At 70.4% G+C, this 23,174-nt stretch carries 19 protein-coding genes and 1 tRNA gene; 12 read left to right on the forward strand and 8 right to left on the reverse strand.

What is annotated here, in order from left to right:
• Positions 1–169: 169 nt before the first annotated feature.
• The gene (locus KVF89_RS26635; RefSeq protein WP_257430157.1) at positions 170–5,215 is read right to left on the reverse strand and encodes a hypothetical protein; all 5,046 of its coding nucleotides are present in this window, start codon (positions 5,213–5,215) and stop codon (positions 170–172) included.
• Positions 5,216–5,529: 314 nt separating this feature from the next.
• On the opposite strand from KVF89_RS26635, the gene KVF89_RS26640 reads away from it, so the two are divergent.
• Entirely contained in the window at positions 5,530–5,886 is a 357-nt protein-coding gene (locus KVF89_RS26640) for a metallopeptidase family protein (RefSeq protein ID WP_257430158.1), read from the forward strand.
• On the opposite strand, the gene KVF89_RS26645 is transcribed toward KVF89_RS26640, so the two are convergent.
• From KVF89_RS26645 to KVF89_RS26655, 3 genes are read right to left on the reverse strand one after another with little or no spacing between them, the layout of a single operon-like run.
• The gene (locus KVF89_RS26645; protein WP_257430159.1) at positions 5,877–6,212 is read right to left on the reverse strand and encodes a fluoride efflux transporter FluC; all 336 of its coding nucleotides are present in this window, start codon (positions 6,210–6,212) and stop codon (positions 5,877–5,879) included. The genes KVF89_RS26640 and KVF89_RS26645 overlap by 10 nt on opposite strands.
• Positions 6,213–6,219: 7 nt before the next feature.
• The gene (locus tag KVF89_RS26650) at positions 6,220–6,618 is read right to left on the reverse strand and encodes a fluoride efflux transporter FluC (protein WP_257430160.1); all 399 of its coding nucleotides are present in this window, start codon (positions 6,616–6,618) and stop codon (positions 6,220–6,222) included.
• Positions 6,615–7,601 carry an ATP-binding protein gene (locus KVF89_RS26655; protein WP_257430161.1) on the reverse strand — a complete coding sequence of 329 codons (987 nt, stop codon included), beginning with the start codon at positions 7,599–7,601 and terminating at the stop codon, positions 6,615–6,617. Before KVF89_RS26655 ends, KVF89_RS26650 begins: the two co-directional genes overlap by 4 nt.
• A gap of 227 nt (positions 7,602–7,828) precedes the next feature.
• On the opposite strand from KVF89_RS26655, the gene KVF89_RS26660 reads away from it, so the two are divergent.
• On the forward strand, positions 7,829–9,319 hold the full coding sequence (locus KVF89_RS26660; protein WP_257430162.1) for an NAD(P)/FAD-dependent oxidoreductase: 1,491 nt from the start codon (positions 7,829–7,831) through the stop codon (positions 9,317–9,319).
• A gap of 25 nt (positions 9,320–9,344) precedes the next feature.
• On the opposite strand, the gene KVF89_RS26665 is transcribed toward KVF89_RS26660, so the two are convergent.
• Positions 9,345–9,983 carry a PaaI family thioesterase gene (locus KVF89_RS26665; protein ID WP_257430163.1) on the reverse strand — a complete coding sequence of 213 codons (639 nt, stop codon included), beginning with the start codon at positions 9,981–9,983 and terminating at the stop codon, positions 9,345–9,347.
• A gap of 74 nt (positions 9,984–10,057) precedes the next feature.
• Between KVF89_RS26665 and KVF89_RS26670 the strand changes: the two genes are divergently transcribed.
• Positions 10,058–10,603 (forward strand): GNAT family N-acetyltransferase, encoded by a 546-nt coding sequence (locus tag KVF89_RS26670; RefSeq protein WP_257430164.1) that lies wholly within the window; start codon positions 10,058–10,060, stop codon positions 10,601–10,603.
• Here KVF89_RS26670 and KVF89_RS26675 read toward each other — a convergent pair.
• Positions 10,590–11,588: a hypothetical protein gene (locus KVF89_RS26675; protein ID WP_257430165.1), complete on the reverse strand. Its 999-nt coding sequence runs from the start codon at positions 11,586–11,588 to the stop codon at positions 10,590–10,592. The genes KVF89_RS26670 and KVF89_RS26675 overlap by 14 nt on opposite strands.
• A 179-nt stretch (positions 11,589–11,767) precedes the next feature.
• On the opposite strand from KVF89_RS26675, the gene KVF89_RS26680 reads away from it, so the two are divergent.
• Positions 11,768–12,178, forward strand: coding sequence for a Fur family transcriptional regulator (locus KVF89_RS26680; RefSeq protein ID WP_257430166.1), 411 nt, complete (start codon positions 11,768–11,770; stop codon positions 12,176–12,178).
• Here KVF89_RS26680 and KVF89_RS26685 read toward each other — a convergent pair.
• Positions 12,176–12,248: transfer RNA gene (locus KVF89_RS26685), tRNA-Lys, on the reverse strand. The genes KVF89_RS26680 and KVF89_RS26685 overlap by 3 nt on opposite strands.
• Positions 12,249–12,658: 410 nt before the next feature.
• Between KVF89_RS26685 and KVF89_RS26690 the strand changes: the two genes are divergently transcribed.
• Positions 12,659–12,862, forward strand: coding sequence for a cold-shock protein (locus KVF89_RS26690; RefSeq protein ID WP_141006089.1), 204 nt, complete (start codon positions 12,659–12,661; stop codon positions 12,860–12,862).
• Between the two features lie 166 nt (positions 12,863–13,028).
• Positions 13,029–13,175 (forward strand): hypothetical protein, encoded by a 147-nt coding sequence (locus tag KVF89_RS26695; protein ID WP_257430167.1) that lies wholly within the window; start codon positions 13,029–13,031, stop codon positions 13,173–13,175.
• Positions 13,176–13,468: 293 nt separating this feature from the next.
• On the opposite strand, the gene KVF89_RS26700 is transcribed toward KVF89_RS26695, so the two are convergent.
• Positions 13,469–14,518: a hypothetical protein gene (locus KVF89_RS26700; protein ID WP_257430168.1), complete on the reverse strand. Its 1,050-nt coding sequence runs from the start codon at positions 14,516–14,518 to the stop codon at positions 13,469–13,471.
• Between the two features lie 303 nt (positions 14,519–14,821).
• Between KVF89_RS26700 and KVF89_RS26705 the strand changes: the two genes are divergently transcribed.
• From KVF89_RS26705 to KVF89_RS26730, 6 genes are all read left to right on the forward strand, one after another.
• Positions 14,822–15,628: a PaaX family transcriptional regulator gene (locus KVF89_RS26705; RefSeq protein ID WP_257430169.1), complete on the forward strand. Its 807-nt coding sequence runs from the start codon at positions 14,822–14,824 to the stop codon at positions 15,626–15,628.
• Between the two features lie 208 nt (positions 15,629–15,836).
• Complete coding sequence (locus KVF89_RS26710) at positions 15,837–16,967, forward strand: sugar ABC transporter substrate-binding protein (protein WP_257430170.1); 1,131 nt, start codon at positions 15,837–15,839, stop codon at positions 16,965–16,967.
• Positions 16,964–18,463: a sugar ABC transporter ATP-binding protein gene (locus KVF89_RS26715; protein ID WP_257430171.1), complete on the forward strand. Its 1,500-nt coding sequence runs from the start codon at positions 16,964–16,966 to the stop codon at positions 18,461–18,463. Before KVF89_RS26710 ends, KVF89_RS26715 begins: the two co-directional genes overlap by 4 nt.
• Before the next feature lie 11 nt (positions 18,464–18,474).
• Positions 18,475–19,602, forward strand: coding sequence for an ABC transporter permease (locus KVF89_RS26720; RefSeq protein WP_257430172.1), 1,128 nt, complete (start codon positions 18,475–18,477; stop codon positions 19,600–19,602).
• Positions 19,599–21,653 carry a C45 family peptidase gene (locus tag KVF89_RS26725; RefSeq protein WP_257430173.1) on the forward strand — a complete coding sequence of 685 codons (2,055 nt, stop codon included), beginning with the start codon at positions 19,599–19,601 and terminating at the stop codon, positions 21,651–21,653. The genes KVF89_RS26720 and KVF89_RS26725 overlap by 4 nt, the downstream gene beginning before the upstream one ends.
• Entirely contained in the window at positions 21,650–23,161 is a 1,512-nt protein-coding gene (locus KVF89_RS26730) for an amidohydrolase family protein (protein ID WP_257430174.1), read from the forward strand. Before KVF89_RS26725 ends, KVF89_RS26730 begins: the two co-directional genes overlap by 4 nt.
• The last annotated feature ends 13 nt before the right edge of the window (positions 23,162–23,174 follow it).

Consider the following 23,174-nt stretch of genomic DNA (forward strand, 5'->3'; position numbering starts at 1 on the left):
TCCTGCCGGAGCTACATCCCTGAGACCAGTCGGTCCCCCCGGGGCCGCTGAGTCGACTCAGTCCCGCGATGGCTGCCCGCGTCGGACCGCCCAGAACGACGCGCGCCTGGATGAATCAGACCAGAGGATCCTCGGACAGGACCGGTGGGGCGGGCACTCGGATCAGCCACTAGCTCTCCTCTAGTTGTTGGAGCTCTACGGACGCTGAGTCGCCGGCCGCGGCGAGGCCGTCCACGATGCGGCGGTATCGCGCGATGGTGGGGCCAGTCACGGCACCGGACGCTCTTAGCTCCCCCAGCCAGTTGGTCACGAACCAGGCGCGGTTCGCGAACGTGCTGAACCTTCCGTCAAGTACGGTCTCCAGCCAGAGAAGTCCGGTTGTTGCCTGCCAATGGGTCGTGGCCGTCCGTGCGAACCCGGCCACGGCTTCGGCGCATTTCGGCTCGCCTTTTCCGATTGCCATCCATCGGTCGATCACGCCCTCGAAGGCGTCGGGCAGTGCCCACGAGTCTCTGCAGCTAGTCAGAGTTGCATCAGGGTCCAGGTCTTCGGACTTGATCTGCGGTACCGGAAGCAGTGCCGAAATGGCGTAGTCGTACCACGAGGTGGAGTCGTCGATGAGGCTCGCGCCTGCGTCGATCTCGTCGATAACCGTAGCCATCGCTGGCGGCCAGAAATCAGCCAGCAAGGGGCGCAGTTGGTCGTCGTAGCTAAACACCGTTGCGAAGCTGTGCAGGAACGAATGAAGGGCGTGTGCGTTCGACGCGAACAGGCTGAGGTGGGTGTCGAGCGCCTCTCTGTCGCCATCCGCCGCCAACTGGATGAACAGGCGGGCGATGAGTTCATGGTGGCGTTCGCCCAGGTGGTCGTAGTTCTCGCGCCAGGCGTGATCGAGACCTCGCAGGTGAGCGTCCCAAAGGGGGCCAGCGAGGAGTTCAGCGCGAGTAGCTGTGCATAGGGACGATAGTGCCGCGTAGTTGCAGACCACCGGCATCCGGAGACGGTTCACCAGAATCTCGTCGCTTGGGACGGCCAGCAACGTCTCTTCGAAGGGACCTTCGAGACGCAGGTGTTGCCGGCGCTGGGTTTCGTAGTCCCACGGCCCCAGCCGGACCGTCGCAATGCAGGCCTGGATGGCCTCCCAGAGTGGTTCGTGTCGCGTGCAAGCAGTCCCCTCGCTGATCTCGCAGTTTGCTTCCCAAACGGGCGCTGTCCCGTTCGCGAAGGCGGTGCGAACCTCGTCGTAAACGCTCGTTGCCAATGAGATCAGGGCTCGGTGAAGGCGTGCGGCGTCCACGCTCAGCGAGTCAAAGACTGGCAGGAGTAGAAGCGGCACCGCGATGGCCGCGGCGCGGTCCGAGCCCATGGAAAAGAGACTTGAGGCTCTGCTGAACCCGTCTATCCATGGCTCTTCAGCGGCAGTGAGCACGAGGTCGACGGCCCACTCCAAGTCCGTCTGTTCCAACGTCGCGAGCCCGAAAGCGTGCGCGCGCAATCCAGCGGCCGCGACAGCCACAACGGGATTCTCGTGCCGGTCGAGCATCGCCGACGAACTCTCATCCATGAGCTGTCGAGCCTCGGCAATGTCCGCAGCGATCGAGTCGACCGGCCATGCCTCAGGCGTCTCGTTCTTCAACGCGTACGCGACCTGCAGCCGCATGAACGCCTGCGTCGCGCTGATCTGGGCATTGCCTGGCGCCAGCACAGCTTCGAGCTCTGCCGGACGCTCGAACTGGATAATGACGCTGCCGTCGACGACGGAGGCCTCGTAGTTCTCGGCGCTGAACTCAGCAGCCCAACTGCCGATCATCGCTAGGTACTGCTTCGGTCCTTCTCTCGTTAGAGCCGCTTCGGCGGGGTCTGGCTCCGGCGCAGCCTGCTCGTCGTCGACGTTCCGTTGGGCCGACTCCAGTAGCCGTGAACCCACTGCTTCAAGTTGGTTGAGACGTCCATGATCGCCTGCCGCGCGCGCGTTGACGACCATCCAGCCGACCGTCTCGTGCGGCGAATGCCGGCGCTTGTCTCGGCCAACCAGCGTGTCGGCGTCGCGGTCGCGAACGGTGAACGCACCTTCAGTTGTTACGCGCCCAATCTCCAGGTGCCAGACGTCCACGTCGGCGAGAAACGGGTCGAGGAGGTCGCCTACTTCGTCGAGGTGGCGGGTCAGGAACCCGTGGAGCAGGCCAGGGATCGCGAGATTGTGGCAGTCCTCCAGCAGGAGGTCGACGATGTTGTCCAAGGGGATCCCAGCGTCCTTGTGCAAGTAGTCGATGAAGCGTTCGAGCGCAAGAAGAGCGCTCATGCACGCGTAGGGGCCGACAGTGGTGCCGCGGTACCAACTCCAGACGTGGGAGTCGCCGACGTAGTGCCGCGGCCCGCTCTTGGCAGTCAGGTGCAGCGACGCGCCCGGATAGCTGCTCCAGTCCACGTCGGCGGTCAGGGTCTGGGTCTCGTCGGTGACGCGATAGAACGCTGCCTGGTTGAGCATGCGGTTGATGAAAGCGATGGCCTTCAGCGGCGTTAGGTTCAGCAGTCTGAAGAACGGTCCGTAGTACCAGGCGGCGCTGGGTGGGCCGAACCCGAACTTGTTGCCGTGTTGGAAGTCGCGGATCCCGTCGTCGAGGTGTCTGCGGCCTCTCAGACCGGCCCACCCGAGTTCACTGTCTTCAGGGTCGGGTCGCTCGATGTAGTAGGCCTCGCTGAGTTCGAGGAGAAGCTCCGGGTCGATTGACGCTAACGCGAGCACCGAGGCCGGCGACTCGGGGATCTCATGAAGCGAGCTCGGCCGCTCCCGCGCGACTTTGCGCAGCCACGAGGCAGCGGCGTCGTTGAGATCTTCGCCCAGCGCGGCTAGAGCTTGGATTGCGAACTCGTCATACAGCGGCCGGTCCTGCCCAAGGATCGTTTCACGCACACGCTGACGGAGGGCGTCGGGCCCTGAGCTGGCGTGAGCCATGCCCCGTAGCCATGCAAGGACTAGTTCCTGGACACGTTCTTGCTGAGAGTCGCGCATGCCGGCCCGTGTACGGCCAAGGTCCCTACCTTCGCAGAAGGCAACCTCAACAATGGGTGCCAGCGCGAACCGGTCACCGAACACGCCGACATACCGCGATGCGGCAAGGCGCAACAGCGCATCGAGACCTTCGCCTTCCTGGAGTACGTCCCAGAGCTCGCTGATCGCCTCGCGTGCATCGCCGACAGCCAGGAGGGCTTCGACTGGGACCTCGGTCCATCGGACCCCCTCGCCGGCAGCTATGGCGTTGAACTCCTCGGCGAGCTCGTCCCAGATCTGGCGGCGCGTTCTGTGTCCCGGGTTCGCCAGACGAGCCTCGCACGCCAATCTGACTGCTCGAATCGTCCAGCGGGGAGCCGCGTTATCGGTGAGCGGCGCCCATCCGACTGACAGGAATAGCCTGCATAGCGCGAAGTCGCGGTACAGGTCTGTCGAGAAGTCAGGCCCTTGAGACAGAGCCGGGTTGGCGTCGGAACGGAAGACCCCGTCGGAACGCAGCTCCCTGACGGCGCCGGTGGTAGGAGCTGTCTCTTGCGACCCGAGACGGCGCCGAGCGACCGTTAGGGCTGCGTCTTCGCGCTCTTCCGGCGGCGCAGACCCCGATTGTTGTGACCCATCACGGAGCACAAGTCCGTTCCAAACGGCGACGTAGACGTCTGCCTCACAGAGGAGCTGATCGGGCTCGATGGGCCGGCCGGAACGTAGCAAGGCGTCGATCAGGCCGGGGCGTCCCAGCAACCAGTTGGATCTGGCGTCTTCGTTGACTCGCGTCAGTCCGGGTATGCGTTCGGCGAGGAACCTTCGTTCTTCCTGGGTGAGTTCCTGGACTACATGGGTCTGCAGTTTGTGCGCCGGATCAACCGCAGTGGCCGCGCGGTGCAGGACGGTCTCAACGAACTTCGCCCCATCGGACCGCGTCACGGCCACGACGCCGATGTATTGCTTCATTGCCGACGCAGCCAGTTCGGCGAAGAGCGACTCTTGGCCCTCCAAGACTGCTTCGCACCCGTCGATCACGAGCAGACGCATTATGGCGGTCGGCGCGCCGGCGAAGAGCTCCGTCACACTTACGCCGCCGAGTTGGCCCTCGAACTCGAGAACAGTGCCGCGAACGTCTCGGAGATTCATGCACGCGACGAACGCTCCGTCAGCGCGCAACAGGTCGCCGACTGCGACCGAGAGCGCAGACTTACCGACGTCTGGCTCGCCCGTCACCACAAGCGCCCCGCCCGCCTCCGCGCAGGACTCCATCGACCGTCGAAGCGCTTCGCCAGCAGCTTTGCGCTGAAGGTGAATCGACTCGTTCCCATCAGAAATGGTCGACCGGGACTGCCGCCGCAGGAGGTCACTGAGTCGTTCGACAGTCGCCCAGGCGCGTTCGTGAGGCCCAAAGCTCTTCAACGGAAGGGTCGCAAGGCGACGGCGCAACATCGCGCCTGTCGCCTGCGCACCAGCCGGGGCGTACTCGTCGGCGAGTTCAGCAAGGCTGTGCAGAACAATCTCCGCCGTTGCCGACGACCCATCGACGACGGCCTGCTGTAGGACGGCAACAGCAGACGACCGGTCAGCTGTGTCGGTTCCTTCAAGCCTCAAGGACCGAACAGACAGGCTCGACAGCAGTTTCCAAACAAGGTCGTCTACATCGAGGCCGGCTAGCTCGATACCCCCCTCCGCAGCAGAAACGACCAGATTCTTCAGGTGCACAAGGCGTTTTCGCGTCGGAGCGTTGGTCGCCCTGGGCCGATGCACCGCGGCGTCGAAAGCGGTGGCATCGGAAACTGACCGGGCGATGACCGAGAGAGTCGCTACCTGGCCAAAGGCTTGCCTCGACCCGGCTACCGCCAGGACCACGGCCCATCGCCCGGCCGAGACTTCGTCCCAGTGCTCGGTGACAACCTTCAGGAAGGCACGGATTAGCGGAACGGACGCCGTGTCGCTGGAGTTGAGGGCTGGATCGCGACGAACTCCGATGGAGGCTCGATGAACGGCTCCGTCGGGCGCCGTCCCCTCGAGAACGATGTCGTCGACTGCACTGAGGTCGCTCGCCTGAAGACGCACCCTTGTTAGTGCGATGTTGTCGCCGATCTCCCCGCAGGGCGCTCCCACAAGTAGGCGTGCGAGCAGGGTCGCGGCGTAGCGGTGCTCCAGGACGACGCCTCCGCCGCCCGTGGAGTAGGAACTCGCCGCACCTTCTGTCGTCATGCCTGAAGGATATTTGCCGCCAGGGACAAAGGGCAGGTAGCCAGCGATTGGGTCCTTGAGAAGGCCCGAAGCGACGGCCGCATATGCGGTTTCGTGAGAACAGGCTCCGCTGTTTGGGACCGGCCCGGAAACCTGACAAGCCCGCGTTTTAACGCCGCGTTCGGTCGCCGAGTTGCAGCGTCGATGGCGCGACGTCTGGTTGCATGCGGGCGATCGACTCTTTGGATCGGCTGGAGCTTCGTGCGGCAGGCCGTGGACCGAGGTGGGCTGCGTTCGGCCGAAAGGCGGCTGGGTGCCCCGGGCACAATGGCGTCGTGCCCGTCGAGATGAGCCCCGAGGACTTCGATGCCCTCGTCGACCGTGCCCTCGACGAGATCCCCGAGGAGCTGGCCGGCCTCGTGCACAACGTGGTCGTGCTCGTCGAGGACGAGCCGCCGGAGGGGGAGCCCGGCGACCTCCTCGGCCTGTACGACGGGGTGGCGCTCACCGAGCGCGGCGGAGGCCTGCTGCCGCAGCTGCCCGACCGGATCTTCCTGTTTCGGGGTCCGTTGCTGGACATGTGCCACGACGAGGAGGAACTCGCCGAGGAGGTCCGGATCACGGTGGTCCACGAGGTCGCCCACCACTTCGGGATCGACGACGCCCGCCTCCACGACCTCGGCTACGCCTGACCCCCGGCCACCCAGAACCCCGCCGCGCACGCAGCCAGCCCGAGCAGGATCGTGACGACGGCGTAGGCCGCCCCGCGGCGTGGCCCCAGGTCGCGCGCCTGCACCGCGAGCGAGGAGTAGGTCGACAGGCCGCCGCAGAAGCCCGTCCCGACCAGGGCGAGGGTGAAGCCGTCGACGGACCAGCCGACGCAGGCACCCAGCACCAGGCTCGCCAGCGTGTTCGCGGTGAGCGTGCCGCGGTGCCAGCCACCGTCGAGACGGCGGCCGAGGGCGTAGCGCAGGGGAGCGCCGACCGCGGCGCCGAGCGCGACGAGGAGGACGCTCATGGGGCGCTCACAGCTCGTCCTCCTCCGGCAGCGAGGGCGCGAGCAGGCCGACCAGGCTCACCGCGACCAGGCAGGCGGCGAGGGTGCCGGCGACGTAGGCGAGCGCGAGCCCGGCGCGGCCGTCGGCGAGGAGTGCCCGCGCCTGCTCGGAGGTGGCGGAGAAGGTCGTGTACCCGCCGAGCACGCCGGGACCCAGCGCCGCGGCCCAGGTCGGCGAGCGGCGGGCGAGGGGGAGGAGCAGCAGGGCGGCGAGCAGGGCCGACCCCGAGACGTTGACCGCGAACGTCGTCCACGGGAAGCCACGACCGTCGGCGACCAGCTCGGTCGCGGCGTACCGGGCCACCGCACCCACGGCGCCGCCCGCGGCCACGGCCAGGAGCAGCCGTGGAGGCGGGCCAGGCGTCATGCCTGCAGGCTAGGGCGTGCTCCGGAGCCGTTGCCGCTGCCCTGCCACGCGACCGGCGGCGCGCCCACGGCCTGCCGGCGGAACTCGCCGAGGAACCAGATCTGGAAGGACCGCTGCTCGGGGGTGCGCGGCGCCGTCAGCAGTCGCTGGGCGCGGGAGAACTCGTCGGCCGCGTCGAGGAGGTCGATCAGGCCGCCGATCTGCCGAGCGGCCTCCCGGGGCATCCGCAGGCGCAGGTCGATCGACTCCCGCCCGTCGGCGTACGCCTTGTCGACCTGCTCGCGACCCATGTTGGCGCGCAGCGGCCGCTCCAGGGCGTCGAAGTGCTCGGAGAGCACCTTGGCCAGGGGGTAGTCGTCCTCGTGGGCGAGGGCGAGCAGCCGGATCTCGCGACGCAGGTCGCGGTAGTGGCGCTGGAACCGGCCGAAGGCCCCGATCGGGACCCCGTTGATCTGGACGCCGACCTCGCCCACCCGGGTGTGGTCGGCCTGGAGGGACGGCATGCTGTGGGTCTGCTGGTACGGCGCGCCCTCGGTCTCGGACAGCTCGGGCGACGGCTCGAACCACACCGCCTTGCCGTCCTCGTCGATCTCGGCACCCCACGCGACCGAGGCCCGCGAGACGATGTCGAGGCCGCGGCCGACGGTCGTCAGCGTGGCCAGCTGCTCCTCGTCGAGGGAGTCGAACGCGTCGAGGTCGAAGGCGTCGATGTCGAAGCCGCCCGCCTGGGTCGACGGCTGCGGGGGGATGACGGAGGCGTCGTGCACCTCGAAGCGGGGGTGCTCGGTGGTGCCGTGCACCTGGAGCCGGATGGGGGAGGTGCCGTGCAGGACGGCGTTCGTGACCAGCTCGGACACGGCGAGCTCGGCGCAGTCGGCCAGGTCCGCGCGGCCCAGCTGAACGCAGGTCTGGACCACCCAGCGTCGTGCATCGTGCACGATCCGCGGCCCGGGGGCCAGGTCCAGTGTCTGCCGGTGCTGCACGGAGGAACCTTCCGGGGTCTCGTCCGGTCGATGGGGGTGGCGATCCCGGGTCCGATACCCCGCCCGGGTTGCCACTAAACCAACCGCCTCGATGATATTTGATCACGGGCCGCCCGGTGTGTGACCAACCAGACCTTGACGTCGGATTGGGGGTCGTGCGGCGGAGGCGGAAGAATGGGCGGCAAGGACGTCATCGTGTCGTCGACAGAGGTGCCCAGGAGGAAGCCATGGCAGCAGGCGATACTCAGCCCGACCTGACCGACCGCATCATCGTCCCCCGCTCCGACCGTCATCAGGTCGTCGTCATCGGCTCCGGCTTCGGTGGCCTCTTCGGCACCAAGCAGCTGCGCAAGGCCGACGTCGACGTGACCATGATCGCGAAGACCACGCACCACCTCTTCCAGCCCCTGCTCTACCAGGTGGCGACCGGCATCCTCTCCGAGGGCGAGATCGCCCCGCCGACCCGCGAGGTGCTCGCCAACCAGAAGAACGCCCAGGTCCTGCTCGGCGAGGTCACCACCATCGACCTGGAGCAGCGCCAGGTCACCTCCCACGTCCTGGGCCGCGAGATCGTGACGCCGTACGACTCCCTCATCGTGGCCGCCGGCGCGGGCCAGTCGTACTTCGGCAACGACCACTTCGCCGAGTTCGCCCCCGGCATGAAGAGCGTCGACGACGCCCTGGAGCTGCGCGGCCGGATCTTCGGCGCCTTCGAGATGGCCGAGCTCGGCGCCTCGCGCGGCGAGAACGTCGACCACCTGCTCACCTTCGTCGTCGTGGGCGCCGGTCCCACCGGGGTGGAGATGGCCGGCCAGATCGCCGAGCTCGCCCACCGCACGCTGACCCGCGACTTCCGGGCGATCAGCTCCCGCGAGGCGCGCGTCATCCTGGTCGACGCGGCGCCCCAGGTGCTGCCGCCGTTCGGCGCCAAGCTCGGCCGGTGGACCCAGGAGAAGCTGGAGCGGCTCGGCGTCGAGGTCATGCTCGGCGCGTTGGTGTCGCAGGTCGACGAGCGCGGCCTGACCGTGAAGTACAAGGACGGCAGCGAGAAGCGGATCGAGGCGGTCGCCAAGGTCTGGGCCGCCGGGGTCCAGGCGAACCCGCTCGGCAAGCAGCTCTCCGCCCAGACCGGCGCCCCGCTCGACCGTGCCGGCCGGATCTCGGTCAACCCCGACCTCACCCTCCCGGGCTACCCCGAGGTGTTCGTCGTCGGCGACATGATCTCGCTCGACAACCTCCCCGGCGTCGCGCAGGTCGCGATCCAGGGGGCGAAGTACGCCGCCAAGGAGATCGAGGGTCGCATCGACGGCAAGCCCGCGCAGCCGCCGTTCAAGTACTTCGACAAGGGCTCGATGGCCATCATCAGCCGCTTCCGCGCGGTCGCGATGGTCGGCAAGCTCCGGATCACCGGCATCCTCGCCTGGCTGATGTGGCTGGTGGTGCACCTCTTCTACCTCACCGGGTTCAAGAACCGCGTGACCGCGGTCCTGCGCTGGGCGGTCTCGTTCCTCGGCCGTGGCCGCTCGGAGCGGACGTCGACGGAACAGCAGATCTTCGCTCGGGTGGCGCTCCAGCGTCTCGCCCGCGGTGCGACGGACCTGGTCTCCCAGCCCGGCGAGCACGACGAGGCGCAGCGTCGTGCCGAGCTCGAAGCCCAGGCGGCCGAGGAGGCCCGCCTGAGCGACGAGAACAAGCGCGGCGTGAAGGTCCCTGGCTGAGCCCACGGGTGAGTGTCCGGAGCGGTCACGACAGCCGCTCCCGGATGTGCCGGGGCAGGATGAAGACCCCCTCGGCCTCGGCGGTGACGCCGTCCGGCCCGATCAGGTGTGCCCGGGCCCAGGTCTTGATGCCGTCCTCGCGGTCGATCCACGCCTCGGCGCGCAGGTCGCCGAGCGGGGTGCCCCGCCGGTAGACGATCGTCAGGGTCCCGGTCATCCCCGGCCGGCCCGCCGCACCGACGGCGTGGCCGAGGATCTGGTCGAGGATGAGCGACACCACGCCGCCGTGGACCAGCCCGGGCGGCCCCTCGTACGCCGGGCCGCACCGGAACTCCGTCGCGGCCCGGCCGGTGGCGTCGCTGGCGACCTCCAGCGGCGGTGCGATCGGGTTGCGCAGCCCGATGACCGGGTTGCCCCAGGGGCGGCGCCGCCCACCGGTGAGGTGCTCCTCGCCGAGGGTCCGAGCACGGCGCACCTTCCGCAGCCGGGCCACCGCCGCCTCGACGTCCGCCTGCGCGGCGCGGACCTCGTCCTCGTCGACGTCGGACATCACGCACAGGTCGACCAGCTCCCGCGTGGCCTCGGCGAGCGGACGCCAGGTGGCCGCCTGCCGCTCGATCTCGGCCGCCGGCGTCTCGTCGGAGTCGGGGAGGTGCCAGTTCATGTCCGCCAGAGTAGAACACGTTCTCGTTTCGGAGGCGAGGAAACCCGGTTGACCCGCGGTGATGGGATGGGCACATGACCGCGCTCGTCGCCCCCGACCTCTCCCGCTGGCAGCCCTGGGCCGCGATGGTCGAGGACTTCGGCGGCCCGGACGAGATGCACGGATCGGGCTACTGGCATCTCGACGGCGACCCGGTGCCCACCCGCACCGGCTGCGCCGCGTTCGTCACCATGACCGAGGCGACATCGACCGCCGACCTCGACGGAACCCGGGTCCCCTCGACGTACTTCTGGATCGCGGCCCAGGACGGTGCGCCCGGCGACGACCTGGTCGGGTTCCTGCACCTGCGGCACACGCTCAACGAGTGGCTGTTCGAGCAGGGGGGTCACATCGGGTACTCCGTGCGGCCCGCCGCGCGCCGCCGGGGGCACGCCTCGCGTGCGCTCGCGCTCGGCGTCAGCGCGGCGGCCCGGCTCGGGATCGACCGGGTGCTGGTCACCTGCGACGTGGGCAACGACGCCTCCCGGCGCACCATCGAGGCCGGTGGCGGGCGGTTCGAGGACGAGCGCCAGGGCAAGCTGCGCTTCTGGATCCCCTGCGACGGTCCTACGGCCGGTTGACCGGGGACTGGTCGACGGGGTCCTCCAGCTCCTGGGCCGGCGCCGGAGCGGGCGCGGGCCGCAACCCGGGGCGCAGCCGGTAGAGCACGGTCGTGAACCAGTGGGGGTCGACCATCGAGCGGGTGATCACCACGAGAGGAAGGCCCTCCCGCTCGATCAGCACCGTCCACCGCCGGTCGCTGGGCTCGCCCACGATCGCGATCGGGGTGTACGAGCTGGCCACGTCGACCACCTCGGTCTGCCCGTTGCGCCTGATGCTCAGCTGGCCGCGCCGGATGGCGAGCTCGGTGGTCGTGCCGCCGGCGCGCACCGCCCAGACGACCAGCAGCAGGAAGCCCAGGATGCCGGCCGCCCCGATGGTGGCGGACGTCGGCTCCCGCGCCGCGGCGTACGACGCCACGCCGGTCGCGACGAGGACGGCGAGCAGCACCCAGGAGAGACTGCGCCGGATCCCGCCGCGGGCCGGGAACTGCGCGTCGGTGCTGGCATTGAGCGCGGTCAGGTTGTCCTCGGGCTCGGTCCACCGGCCGCGCCGGACCTCGGGCTCGCTGGGCACCTGCGGCGGAGGGGCGGGGCGCTTCGGGGTGGACGGCTCCGGCGCGGCCGGTGCCGGAGCCGGCGCAGGTGCCGGTGCGGCCGCCCGCGACGTCGTCGGCTGCTTCGGCAGGTCGGCACGCAACGCCTCGACCACGGACCGGCCGACGTCGGTGCTGTCGAGGCCACCCGCCTGGGCGATCCGGGCCGGCGGCTCCGGCGGCGCCTCGACGCCGAGCGCCTCGAGGACCGAGCGGCCGGCCGACGTGGAGTCGACGCGGGGGCCCGCCGCCGGCGGGGAGGCCGCCCTGCGCGGCGCGGGGTCGGTGGTGAGGCCGCCGCTCCCGCGGGGTGCGCCGACCACCCGGGCGTCCCGGGCATAGGTGGCACGCTTGTTCAGCCAGGCACGGATGCTCTCCGTGTCCGGCCCGAACTCGTCATTGCTCCCCACGAGCGAGTCCCTCCCTGTCCCTCTCCCGGCGCTCAGGCTACTCCGCGCCGGTCCCACCCGTCGTCGGTTCGGTGGTCCTCCCGGATGGTCCCCAGGGACCAGGGGCGCCTGGCTCCCACCGCCCGGGCGGTAGATTGAGAGCGATTCCCAGTCCGATGGCAGTGTCCCCAGGAGGTTCGGTGTCCGACACCCGCCCCGCCGCGCTCCGGCCGACCCGGCAGCGCCGGGCGATCACCGATGCCCTGGCCCAGGCAGCCGACTTCCAGAGCGCGCAGGAGATCCACGACAGCCTGCGGCGTACCGGCGACAAGGTCGGCCTCGCCACCGTCTACCGGACCCTCCAGGCCATGGCCGAGGTCGGCGACGTCGACGTCCGCCACAACCCCGCCGGCGAGGCGACCTACCGTCGCTGCAGCGACTCGCACCACCACCATCTCGTCTGCCGCTCGTGCGGCCGCACGGTCGAGATCACCGGCTCCGCCGTGGAGAGGTGGGCGCAGGCGATTGCCGACGAGCACGGGTTCACCGAGGTCAGTCACATGGTGGAGCTCGTGGGTCTGTGCGCGGAGTGCGCCCAGCGCAAGGAGTAGGCCGTGCGGGGCTCGAACCCGCGACACTCGGATTAAAAGTCCGGTGCTCTACCAACTGAGCTAACGGCCCGGACTGAGCCTATCGAGCGCGCGCGGCGGCCCGCCGGGCGGCCGGGCGGCGGCCTGCCGGATCCGGGCGCCACCCACCGACCGGAATTGTCGTGGATCGACCGTGGGGACGACAGATTCGGTAGGTGCGTGGCATCGACGGACGGGTTTTCCGGAGCGTCACACGCGTGTTGCAGAACCTTCATGGTCGAACCGAATTTCGTGGCGGAGGAGAGGTTCCGCAGTCGGCCGAGATTGGTAGTGTCGACTTCGCAGCGACTGCAGTTCTCGAAGGTGAACGCCTGCGGAGTCTGTGGCCGACGGCGTATCTGGTTTGTGGTGTCGCCATCACGGTCGGAGCGACGTGTCATCCAGCCGCTGCGGGCCGTCGAGGTGGCGGCTCTCGCCCCGATACGAGGAGTAACGAGCAACATGGCTCAGGGCACCGTCAAGTGGTTCAGCGCCGAGAAGGGCTTCGGCTTCATCGAGCAGGAGGGTGGCGGCGACGACGTCTTCGTCCACTACTCGGCGATCCAGTCCCAGGGCTACAAGTCCCTGGAGGACAACCAGAAGGTCGAGTTCGACGTCACCCAGGGCCCCAAGGGCCCGCAGGCCGAGAACGTCCGTCCTCTCTGACCCGTTCCGAGAAGACCCCGTCTCCGTGGGGCCCCGCCGACCGGCGGGGCCCCCCGGCGGGTTTTTCGGCCACCGAACTTTTCCAGAACTTTTGGGTTTGTCAGCGTCGAGACGGGGGATCATGGTCTCGGAAGACCGCGCTGGACTCGGCTCGAGGAGGGGAAGGATGGCCGATCAGTTCGACGTCACCCTCGAGGACGGCGAGCTCCTCACGGAGGTCGAGCTGACCACCAACCTGATCATCGCCGCCAGCGCCAGCGACGACCGCCTCTCGGTCGAGGAGATCGACCGGATCCTCGGCGTCGCGCGCTGATCTTGTCGGCGCGAGCGTGTCGCAGATCGTGCTCGCCGCCCGGGACCTCGCAAGCTCGGCCCCACGGGCGTCGCACGATGCGGCTCCGCCGCCGTGCGACACGCTGCCGCGCTGGGCTTGTCGGCGCGGGCGTGTCGTCGATTGTGCTCGCCGCCCGGGGCCTCGCACGCTCGGCCCCACGGGCGTCGCACGATGCGGCTCCGCCGCCGTGCGACACGCTGCCGCGCGGGCTCCTTCTGCGCGAGGGGGTCGCAGATCGTGCTCGCCGCCCGGGGCCTCGCAAGCACGCGCTGTCAGCAGGTCGCGAACAGCACCGGACCGTGGCTGAGGTCGGAGACCACGTAGGTCCCCTCGACGGGGGTCATCGCCATCGTCAGGACCCGGCCCGAGGCCACCACCTCGCCGAGCTCGAACCGCTCCGGGAAGGTGCCGCCCTGACCGGGAGCGGGTCCGGCGGCGAGCTTCGAGCGGCTGTCGGCGTCCGCACGGGCCTGGTCGTCGGTCTCGAACGCCATCGCCACCCGTACGCCGCCGCCGGGCTGGGCCGCGATGGCGAACCCGGTCACCGGGTGGACGCCGCCGGCCTGCTCGACCAGCTCGCTCGCCCGGGTCCGGTCGGCCGGGTCGGCATCGGTCATCGCGAGCGACGAGCATGCCTGGTCGCCGGTCGCGACGGAGGCGCTCAGCGCCGGCCCGACGGCATCGACGACGTCACGCACGCCGTCCTCGTGGTCACCGCGCGCCAGGTCACCGCGCCGCTCGAGGAAGTCGGGGTCGTCGCTCCCGGCCAGGACCCCGGCGTCCTCGTCGATCACGAGCGCGGCGAGCTCGGGGGTGACCGGTCCGCCGAGTCCCTCGAGCAGGTCGACCCCGCCGCGCCATACGCCGTCGGCCTCGTCGGGCTCCGCGAAGCCGATCGAGCGCAGCCGGTCCCGCAGGCCGGCCACGTCGAAGTCCTCCGGCAGGCCCATCAGCACCAGCGCGCCGTCCGTGCCCTGGGTGAACAGCTCCCAGTCGAGGGTGGCGGGGGAGAAGCCGATCTCGTCCTGGATCGTCGGCGCCGACGCGTCCAGCGCCGTGGTCGATGACAGGTCGCGGTCGAAGGCGTCCTGCAGGAAGGCGCCGACGTCGTCGCCCGTGGAGGAGGACGACAGGTCGGCGTCCAGCTCGGCACGGACACCGGCCCAGTCGGTCCAGCTGAACCGTGAGGCCGAGGTCGGCGCGAGTCGGAGCGCCGCGGCGAACCGGGAGCGGTCGTCGGAGCGCAGCCGCCAGACCACGACGACGGCCGCCGACACGACGAGCGCCGCGGCGACGAGGAGCACGATCCAGCGGCGACGCATGTCCGTACCTTAGAGGTGGCGCCCGCAGGTGGCGTCTGCTCCGCGCGGCACGACGACGAGGCGTGGAATCACGAGGACACGCGTCGTTCGCGAGGCGGTGTCACTCGCTCGTGGCGAGAGCCGGCGAGCTCGGCTCGGTGCGGACGACCGATCCTCTCCGGCCGCGGGCCGGATGTGGCCGAGGCCGCGTTGTTCGCGACCGCCCGCATGCGGTCTCGACGCGTCAGGTCCGCAGCGGCCGCATGAAGAAGCACTACAGTCTGTGTCCGCACGCAATGAGAGTGTTCTAGAAAGTGGAGTGAGATGAAGGCTCGTTCGATCGTCTTCGACCTTTTCGGCGACTACCTGCGGTACCGAGGCGAGGAGGTGCGACTGCGCACCCTGGTCGGCCTGCTGGCGCACTTCGACGTCACCGAGAGCACCACCCGCGTGGTCATGGGGCGCCTCCGCAAGGAGGGGTGGTTCGAGGCGCGGACGATCGGGCGGGAGACGGCGTATGCGTTGACGGCGGAGAGTCGGGCGACGCTGGATGAGGGCCGGGCGCGGATCTTCGGGCGCAATGTGGAGCCGTGGGACGGGACGTGGCACATGGCGATCTACACGGTGCCGGAGTCGTCGCGGGAGCTCCGGGACACGTTGCGCAAGCAGCTGACGTGGCTGGGGTACGGGCCGTTGGCGAGCTCGACGTGGATCAGCTCGCGGGACCAGGAGAGTCATGTCCTGGAGCGGTTCGGGGATGACAAGGAGCTGCAGCTCGACTTCTTCACGTGCCAGTCCGGGAGCAGGGTGCGGGACCGGGAGCTGGTCGAGAGGTGCTGGGACCTGGAAGGGCTGGGGCGGGACTACGCCGACTTCCTCGCCCGGCACCGCACGACGGCCGCGGCCCTGCGCGCCGAACCGCTGAGCCCCGAGGCGGCGCTGGTGGCGCGGACGCGGTTGATCCACGAGTACCGCAAGTTCCCCTTCCGCGACCCCGACCTGCCGGGCGAGCTGTTGCCGGCGAGCTGGCCGGGAGCGGCGGCGTACGACCTCTTCATGGAGCTGCACGGGTCGTTGGGGGCGGGGGCGGAGGAGGCCGTCGACGCCACGATCTCGAGTACAACGAAGTAGCGCCGACCGTGGCCGGGGCGTGACCCGGATCACCGGAATCTCTTGCACCGGCAACGACAACGTAATACGCTCCTGCCACGACCGTCACTCACTCGTTGCGAATTGGAGATTGATCGTGGCTCTGGATCATGGAAATGCGGTGCCCGGCAGGTCGGTTCGGGCACGCCGGAAGCAGAGCGCGATCGGGGCGCTCGCTGGTCTGTGCACGATGGCCCTGCTGGCCGCGTGCGGGAGCAGCGGCGACGGCAAGGACAGCGGCGCGGGCGCCGATGCGGAGACGCTGACGAAGGCAGAGAGCCTCGTGGCGGCGGCCAAGGAGGGCGTGGTCAGCGCGGCGTCGGCCAAGGACCCGCTCGAGGTCATCACCGGGGTCTCGGACGCGCTGATCAAGACGTCCGACCCGGACCAGCCGAGCCTCTACAGCGTCGCGGCGTGCGAGGACCCCTGCGGGTACGTCGCCGAGAACGCCGGACAGCTCGCCAAGGACGTCGACGGCGCGAGCGTCACCTCGAAGGTCGGGCTCGACGGGCTGGCGTGGCAGCAGCTCATCACCAGCGCGGTCAACACCGACCCGGCGGCCATCATCATGCCGGGCGTCCCGGACGTGTCGGTGCTGGCCGAGATCGACAAGGCGCGCCAGGCCGACGTCAAGACCGTCGGGGTCGCCGTCGAGCAGAAGGCCCCCGAGGGCAAGGGGTACGACGCCTACGTCTCGGTCCGTCAGGACATCGGCTACCCCTTCATGCTGACGACCGCGCTGGCCGACTCCGGCGGCAAGGCCGACGTCGCGCTGTTCCTCCCCGGCGGTGACTCGAACATCCTCGGCTACGCCGAGGAGGCCGAGCGCCAGTTCAAGGAGCAGTGCCCGACCTGCAAGCTCATCATCAAGGTGACCGCGTTCGAGGACCTCGTCGACCCGACGGCGCTCGACCAGCTCACCACGTCGGTGCTCAACGCCAACCCGGACATCGACTACATGGCGTTCGCCGACGACTACTACCCGTTCTCGGTGGTCACCCAGGCGGCCAAGCGGCTCAACCGCGACGTCACGCTGATCTCGCAGGACGGCTCCACGCCGGGTCTGCAGGCGGTCAAGGCCGGTGACCTCAAGTACAACGTCGGGATGCCGCTCGACTGGATCGCCTACGCCTCCTACGACCAGGTACGACGGCTCCTCGCAGGCGAGCCCGCGCTCCCGGCCAACGGTTGGGGCGGCGGTCTGCACCTGTGGACCAAGGACAACCTGCCCTCCGACGTGTCGGACCAGACCGAGGCGACCAAGATCTGGCGCGACCTCATCCCGTACCCGGCGGCGTACGACGAGGTCTGGGGACCGTGACCTCCGACCCGGCCATCGATGCGCGCGACGTCGTACGCGTCTACGGCGCCACCACGGCGCTGGCCGGCGCCGACTTCAGCGTGCGGCGCGGCGAGATCCACGGGCTCCTCGGCGAGAACGGGGCCGGGAAGTCCACGCTGGTGCGGATCCTGTCGGGCATCGAGGCCCGGGACCGTGGGCAGGTTCGGATCCTCGGGACCGACCTCCCCCGGCACACCTCGCCGCGGGACGTGATGGACGCCGGAGCGGCGTTCATCCACCAGGACCTCGGCCTGGTCGAGGACATGTCGGTCGCGGAGAACATCGCGCTCGGGACGACGTACGTCACCACCCGCCGGCCGATCAGCTATGCACAGGTCCGCCGGCAGGCCGAGGACGCGCTGCGCGAGCTGGGCGTCGAGAACCCGGACGTGGACGTCATGGTCGGCCGGCTGCCGCTGGCCTCCCGGACGCTGGTCGCCATCGCGCGGGCCCTCGCGGGCCGCGCGCGGGTGCTCGTCCTCGACGAGCCGACCGCGGCCATGCAGGGCGGCGAGGTCGACACCCTGTTCCGGCACCTGCGGGCACTGGCCGACGCGGGAGTCGCGTGCGTGCTGATCTCGCACCGGATGGACGAGATCATGCGCCTGTGCGACCGGGTCACCGTGTTCCGCAACGGCGCCGACGTCGGCACCCGCGAGATGGGTCGTACCGACCGCGCCGAGTTGGTCTCCCTGATCATCGGTACGCCGGAGGCCGGTGCGCCCCCGCCCGAGACCGTCCCGGCGGACACCCGGTCCGCCGAGCCGGTCCTGACCCTGCGCGGGCTGAGTGGTGACGGCGTCGGCCCGATCGACCTCGACATCCGTCCCGGCGAGGTCACCGTGATCACCGGGCTGGCGGACTCGGGCCACCTCGCGGTGCCGAGCCTGGTGCTCGGCCTCGAGCCGATCGCCGGAGGGCGGATGACGCTCAGCGGCCGGCCGTTCGCGCCGCGCGGGATCAGCGACTGCCGGGCGGCGGGGATCGGCTACGTCCCACCCGACCGGCTGGCCGACGGCGTCGCCACCGGCCTGACGATCATGGAGAACCTGTACCTCAACCCGGCGCGGCCGTGGTGGAAGCCCGCCTCCATTGCCCGGGCCCGGCGTCAGTGTGCCGAGGACCTGAAGAGGTTCCGGGTGCATCCACCCGAGCCGATGCGTTCGATCGCGACGCTGAGCGGCGGCAACCAGCAGAAGGTGCTCCTCGGGCGGGCGCTGGTCGACGACCCCCGGGTCTTCATCTGCTGCGAGCCGACCGCCGGCATCGACGTCGGCGCCAAGCGGCAGATCCACGGGCTGCTGCGCTCGGTGTGCCGCTCGACCGGCATGGCGGTGGTCCTGGTGACCTCCGACTTCGAGGAGGCCGCGGACGTCGGCGACCGCGCCTACGTCCTCAACCGCGGGCGCCTGGTCGCCCAGCTGAGCAAGCACGAACTGTCGACGGCCGCAGTGACGGCCAAGTCCTTCGGATAGGTGAGCGAAACGTGTCCCATCAAGGCCCCACGCCCGTGTCCGTGCGTGAGCACGCCGGCGCGGATCCCGCGCCCGAGGTTGTCGTGACGACGTCCGCCCGGCGTCCCGGTCGGGAGAACCGGCAGCAGCTGTCGAACTTCCTGTGGAAGTACTCGGTGCCGATCCTGTTCCTGGTGATCCTGATCGGGGCGTCGCTGCTGCGGCCCGAGACCTTCGCGACGTATACGAACATCACGGCGGTGCTCAGCATCCAGGCGCTGGTGCTCATCATCGCGCTCGCCGGCATGCTGGAGATGCTCACCGGTGAGTTCGACCTGTCGCTCGCCAACAACACCGCACTGGTGGCGGCGCTGACCATCGGGCTCCAGGTGAAGCAGGACCTCTCCTGGCCGTTGGCGATCGGCCTCGCGCTCCTGGCCAGCATCGCGGTCGGGGCGTTGAACGCCTTCCTGGTCGTGGTGATGAAGGTGTCCTCCTTCGTCGCCACGCTCGGCACGTACACGCTGCTCTCGGGCGTGTGGATCTGGTACCTGGGCAACCAGGCGATCGTCCCCGAGGAGCCGCTGCCGACGGGCTTCACGAACCTGGGCCGGCACACGATCCTCGGGCTCACGGTCCCCTTCTGGGTCGCGATCGGGCTGGCGATCGTGATCTTCGCGGTGCTCAAGTGGCTCCCGCTCGGTCGCCGGATCCACGCGGTCGGCGCCAACCGGCGTGCGGCCGAGCTGGCCGGCGTACGGCCCCGGCACATCGTCGCGGGCACCCTCGTCGTGGCGGCGCTCATCGCGGGCATCGCCGGTGTCCTCCTCGCCGCGCAGTACGGCGGGGCCTCGCCCGGTGCCGGCTCGGCGCTGATCTTCCCGGCCTTCGCGGGCGTCTTCCTCGGCGCGACCACGATCGACCCCGGCCGGTTCAACGTCCTGGGCACGGTGCTGGCGGTCTACACGCTGGCGTTCATGGTCGCCGGCCTGCAGCAGCTCGGCGGGATCTGGAGCGAGGCGTGGGTGACCCCGACCTTCAACGGCCTGACCGTGATCGTCGCGGTGTCGCTGTCCGCGTGGGCGTTCTCCTTCCGCGAGAAGCGCGCGGGCAAGGACTCGCTGGCGCGGCTGAGCACCGAGGGAGAGGATGAGCGATGAGCACCGACTGGAAGGACGGGATCCCGGCGGCGATCCTGCAGCTGGGCCGCGGCTACGAGGCGTTGCTCCACGCCAACCGCTCGTTGCCCCGCACGGGCTACGCCGACCCCGACTACGCGCCCCGGCTGGAGGTCATCGACGCCGCGCTGCTCCTGCTGCTGCGCGCCCGTTGGCAGTACAACCGCGCCACCGGTGAGAACGCCGAGCGCTCGATCCGCACCTTCGCCGCTGCCGACGTCGAGGCCGCGCGCGTCGACGCCGAGGCGGCCACCGAGCTCGCCTCCGCCGTCGCCGGCACCACCGGAAGCGTCCCCACCGCCGTGCTCGACCGGGCCCGGGCGATCGCGGGCGAGCTGTGCAGCAACGGCACCGAGATCGGCTGGTTCGGGGACGTCCCGATCGTGCCGTCGATCGCGCCGGTCGTCGTCCTCGAGGGCTCCTCGCGCGCGATGGGCCGGCAGTACGCCACCCAGTCGCTGGAGATCTTCGGCCCCTTCGTCTTCGAGACGCTCGCGCAGCGCCCGATGCCTGACGACGTCGTCGAGGTGCTCGGGGGCTGGGCCGAGCAGCTGGAGCGGCACGCGCCCGAGATCCTGGAGTTCGCCCGCGGCATCGCCGAGGGCGTGACCGCGAGCGGCATGCCGATGAGCGACTGGCAGGCGATCTCGCTGGTCACCGACGTCAGCCCGCCCGCGACCGAGCCGCTCCCGATCGGCGTCCTGGACGCCGAGGGCGGCGGCATGATGGGCGCCTACTTCGGCACCTTCCTCGAGAGCGAGCTCGCCAGCCAGACCGAGGGTCCGTGCAGCGGTGCGGCCGCGTGGGGCAGCGCGACGGTCGACGGCCGGGCGCACTTCGCGTCGTCCACCGACCACGACTGCGACTTCCAGGTCACCATCGTCGCCTTCCCCGACGACGGGCACGCGTTCATCCACACGCCGTTCTCGGTCAACGGCTCGATCGCCGGCGTCGGCCGCTTCGGCCTGGCCGGGCACCCGGCGTTCAACGCGGCGGGGGTGGCCTACGTCCACCATGGTGGCGGCAACAGCTGCACCGAGCCGCGCGACACCTGGGGGTACGGCGTCACGCGCGGCGCCGCCGTCATGCACGTCATGAGGTACGCCGACTCCGCCGAGCAGGCGATCGAGATGGACCTCGCGCTGCCCGTCGGCAATGCCGGCCGCCTGCTCGGCAGCGGCGGCGGCTTCTACCTCGACGACCGCTCCGCGGGCGTGATCGAGGACCGCACCCCGGGAGCCGCGGTGGTCCGCACCCAGTCGGCGACGCTCACGGGGGAGCGCCACGACTTCCTCTACGCGACCAACAACCTGCAGAGCCCCGAGCACAGCGCCGACGTGTTCTGCGCGCCCGAGGGCGGCTACGACTACGGCGTCGAGACGGGTTGGTACACCGACCGGCCCGGCCTGCCCGAGGACGTCGGCGGCGGCGCCTCGACCCGTCAGCTCTGGGCGAGCTCGTCGGCCCCGCGCAACCGTGAGCTGCACCGACGGCTCGTCGCCGGTGCCGGCAAGCTCGACGCGGCGTCGCTGCGCGACCTCTTCAGCGTGCCCGGCGGGGACGGCGCGTCGACGACGCCGCCCGAGGCACCGGTGGGTCATCGCGGCAACGCGTTCGTCGCGTTCGGCACGCCGTCGCTGGGCCGCTACAGCGGCGCGGTCGGGATGCTGGCGCCGCGCTGGACCGGCTCCAACTTCGGCCACGGCTTCTACTACCACGGCGAGACCGGCACGCACTGGGACCTCGACCTCGGGCCCGACCCGGCAGCCGTCCTCGACGCGGCCCGGACGACGGCCGAGCGGGACGTCGAGCGCGCGGCCCGGTTGCTGGACGAGGCCCGTGACCGGGTCGACGCCGCCAGCCTCGGGCGGCTGCTCGACGTGGCGCGCTCCGCGCTGGCCGATGCCGCCGAGGGCCTCGACGCCGAGGCGCCCGCGATCGACGTGATCGCCCGCTCCTGCCGCGGGTTCACCCGGGCGCAGGTCCGGGCCCGCCAGGTCCTCGCGGCCGTGGCGAACCCGGAGGCGTCGTGACCGGCGGGCCGACTCCCGCCCCGGCGCTCATCGAGGGCGCCTTCGTCTGCACCGCCGACGCCGAGCACCGGGTCCTCCCGCACGCCTCGGTGCTGGTGGTCGACGGCCGGATCGCCGCGCTCGGCAGTGCCGGCGACGTCGCGCCGGCCGTGGCCGCGCTCCCCGATGAGCAGCGTGGCCGCCTGGCGCGGGTGGACGCCCGCGGCGCGATGGTGCTGCCCGGCTTCGTGAACCCGCACTTCCACGACGTGTTCGTCGACCGGGCGCGGCAGCTCCTGGCCGACGGCGGGTACGGCGACCCGCAGCCCGGCGTCTTCAGCCAGGGTGGCCACGTCACCGTGCTCTCCCAGGTGTTCGACGGCCTGCGCGGTCTCGTCGACCACCTGCGTCCCGACGAGGCCGAGGCGATCGCCCGCTACTCGCTGTGGACCCAGCTCCGCTGCGGGATCACCACCGTCGGTGAGGTCGGCTCGCTCAACCGGCCCGAGGCGACGACGGGCGCGCTGCGCTTCCTCGGCATGCGCGGTGCGGTCAACGGCTGGATCTCCGACGGCTACTGCGATCCCGCGACCGGCGCGTTCCAGCGCACCCGCAGCGTCGCCGACATCGTCGCGGAGCTCGACGAGGTGGCCACGGCCTGCGCGGCCCAGCCCGGCGACCAGGTCCGGTTCCTGGCCTCGGCGATCTACAGCCTCAACATGTCCGACGAGCTGGGCGCGGCGATGGCCGACCTCGTACGCCGCCACGACGCGCGGTTCGCGACCCACGTCGCCGCGATGGCCAACGAGTCGGCCGCGAGCGTCGCGGCGTTCGGCCGCTCGTCGGTACGCCGGTTCCACGACCTCGGGCTGCTCGACGACCGGCTGCTCGCCGTGCACTGCGCCTTCACCGATGCCGACGAGGAGCGGCTCGTCCGCGAGCACGGCGTCCACGTGTGCATGGCGCCGGCCAAGTACGGCACCACCGGCGAGAACACGATGAGCGGCAACGGCGGCCAGTTCCTGCGCTTCAAGCGGGCCGGCGTCAACCTGTCGGTGTCGACCGACGGCGAGGCGGCTGCCGTGGCCGGCCAGATCGAGGCCATGCGGATGGCCTGGCTCCCGCAGAACGAGCTCGCCGCCGACGACACCGCGGTGCTGCCGACCGAGGCGCTCGCGATGGGCACCCGCAACGCCGCCGCCGGCCTCGGCTGGGACGCCGAGATCGGCTCGCTCGAGGTGGGCAAGCAGGCCGACCTGGTGCTCGCGCCGATCGACGACTGGCGCTACCTGATGGTCAGCCGTCCGCTCGACGCCTTCCTCCAGATGGCGAGCTACACCGACGTCCGCTCGGTGATGGTCGGCGGGCAGTGGGTGATCCGCGACGGTCGGACCCTCGCCGCCGACGAGCGCGACCTCGAGGCGGCCGCCGTCGAGGCGACCCTCGCCGTGGTCGGGCGGATCGACGGCAACGCGGCCGAGCTGCGCGCCGCCTACGACCGCCGCTACGGCCACCGCGCGCGCGACTGACCGGTCGCGGCCC

The sequence above is a fragment of the Nocardioides carbamazepini genome (assembly GCF_024614185.1).
Classification (GTDB): domain Bacteria; phylum Actinomycetota; class Actinomycetes; order Propionibacteriales; family Nocardioidaceae; genus Nocardioides; species Nocardioides carbamazepini.

Coding starts and splice junctions, on each gene's coding strand:
- KVF89_RS26635 (WP_257430157.1), bottom strand. CDS start 5,215: ATGACGACAGAAGGTGCGGCGAGTTCCTACTCCACGGGCGGCGGAGGC.
- KVF89_RS26645 (WP_257430159.1), bottom strand. CDS start 6,212: ATGAGCGTCCTCCTCGTCGCGCTCGGCGCCGCGGTCGGCGCTCCCCTG.
- KVF89_RS26650 (WP_257430160.1), bottom strand. CDS start 6,618: ATGACGCCTGGCCCGCCTCCACGGCTGCTCCTGGCCGTGGCCGCGGGC.
- KVF89_RS26660 (WP_257430162.1), top strand. CDS start 7,829: ATGGCAGCAGGCGATACTCAGCCCGACCTGACCGACCGCATCATCGTC.
- KVF89_RS26665 (WP_257430163.1), bottom strand. CDS start 9,983: ATGAACTGGCACCTCCCCGACTCCGACGAGACGCCGGCGGCCGAGATC.
- KVF89_RS26670 (WP_257430164.1), top strand. CDS start 10,058: ATGACCGCGCTCGTCGCCCCCGACCTCTCCCGCTGGCAGCCCTGGGCC.
- KVF89_RS26690 (WP_141006089.1), top strand. CDS start 12,659: ATGGCTCAGGGCACCGTCAAGTGGTTCAGCGCCGAGAAGGGCTTCGGC.
- KVF89_RS26695 (WP_257430167.1), top strand. CDS start 13,029: ATGGCCGATCAGTTCGACGTCACCCTCGAGGACGGCGAGCTCCTCACG.
- KVF89_RS26700 (WP_257430168.1), bottom strand. CDS start 14,518: ATGCGTCGCCGCTGGATCGTGCTCCTCGTCGCCGCGGCGCTCGTCGTG.
- KVF89_RS26705 (WP_257430169.1), top strand. CDS start 14,822: ATGAAGGCTCGTTCGATCGTCTTCGACCTTTTCGGCGACTACCTGCGG.
- KVF89_RS26710 (WP_257430170.1), top strand. CDS start 15,837: ATGGCCCTGCTGGCCGCGTGCGGGAGCAGCGGCGACGGCAAGGACAGC.
- KVF89_RS26725 (WP_257430173.1), top strand. CDS start 19,599: ATGAGCACCGACTGGAAGGACGGGATCCCGGCGGCGATCCTGCAGCTG.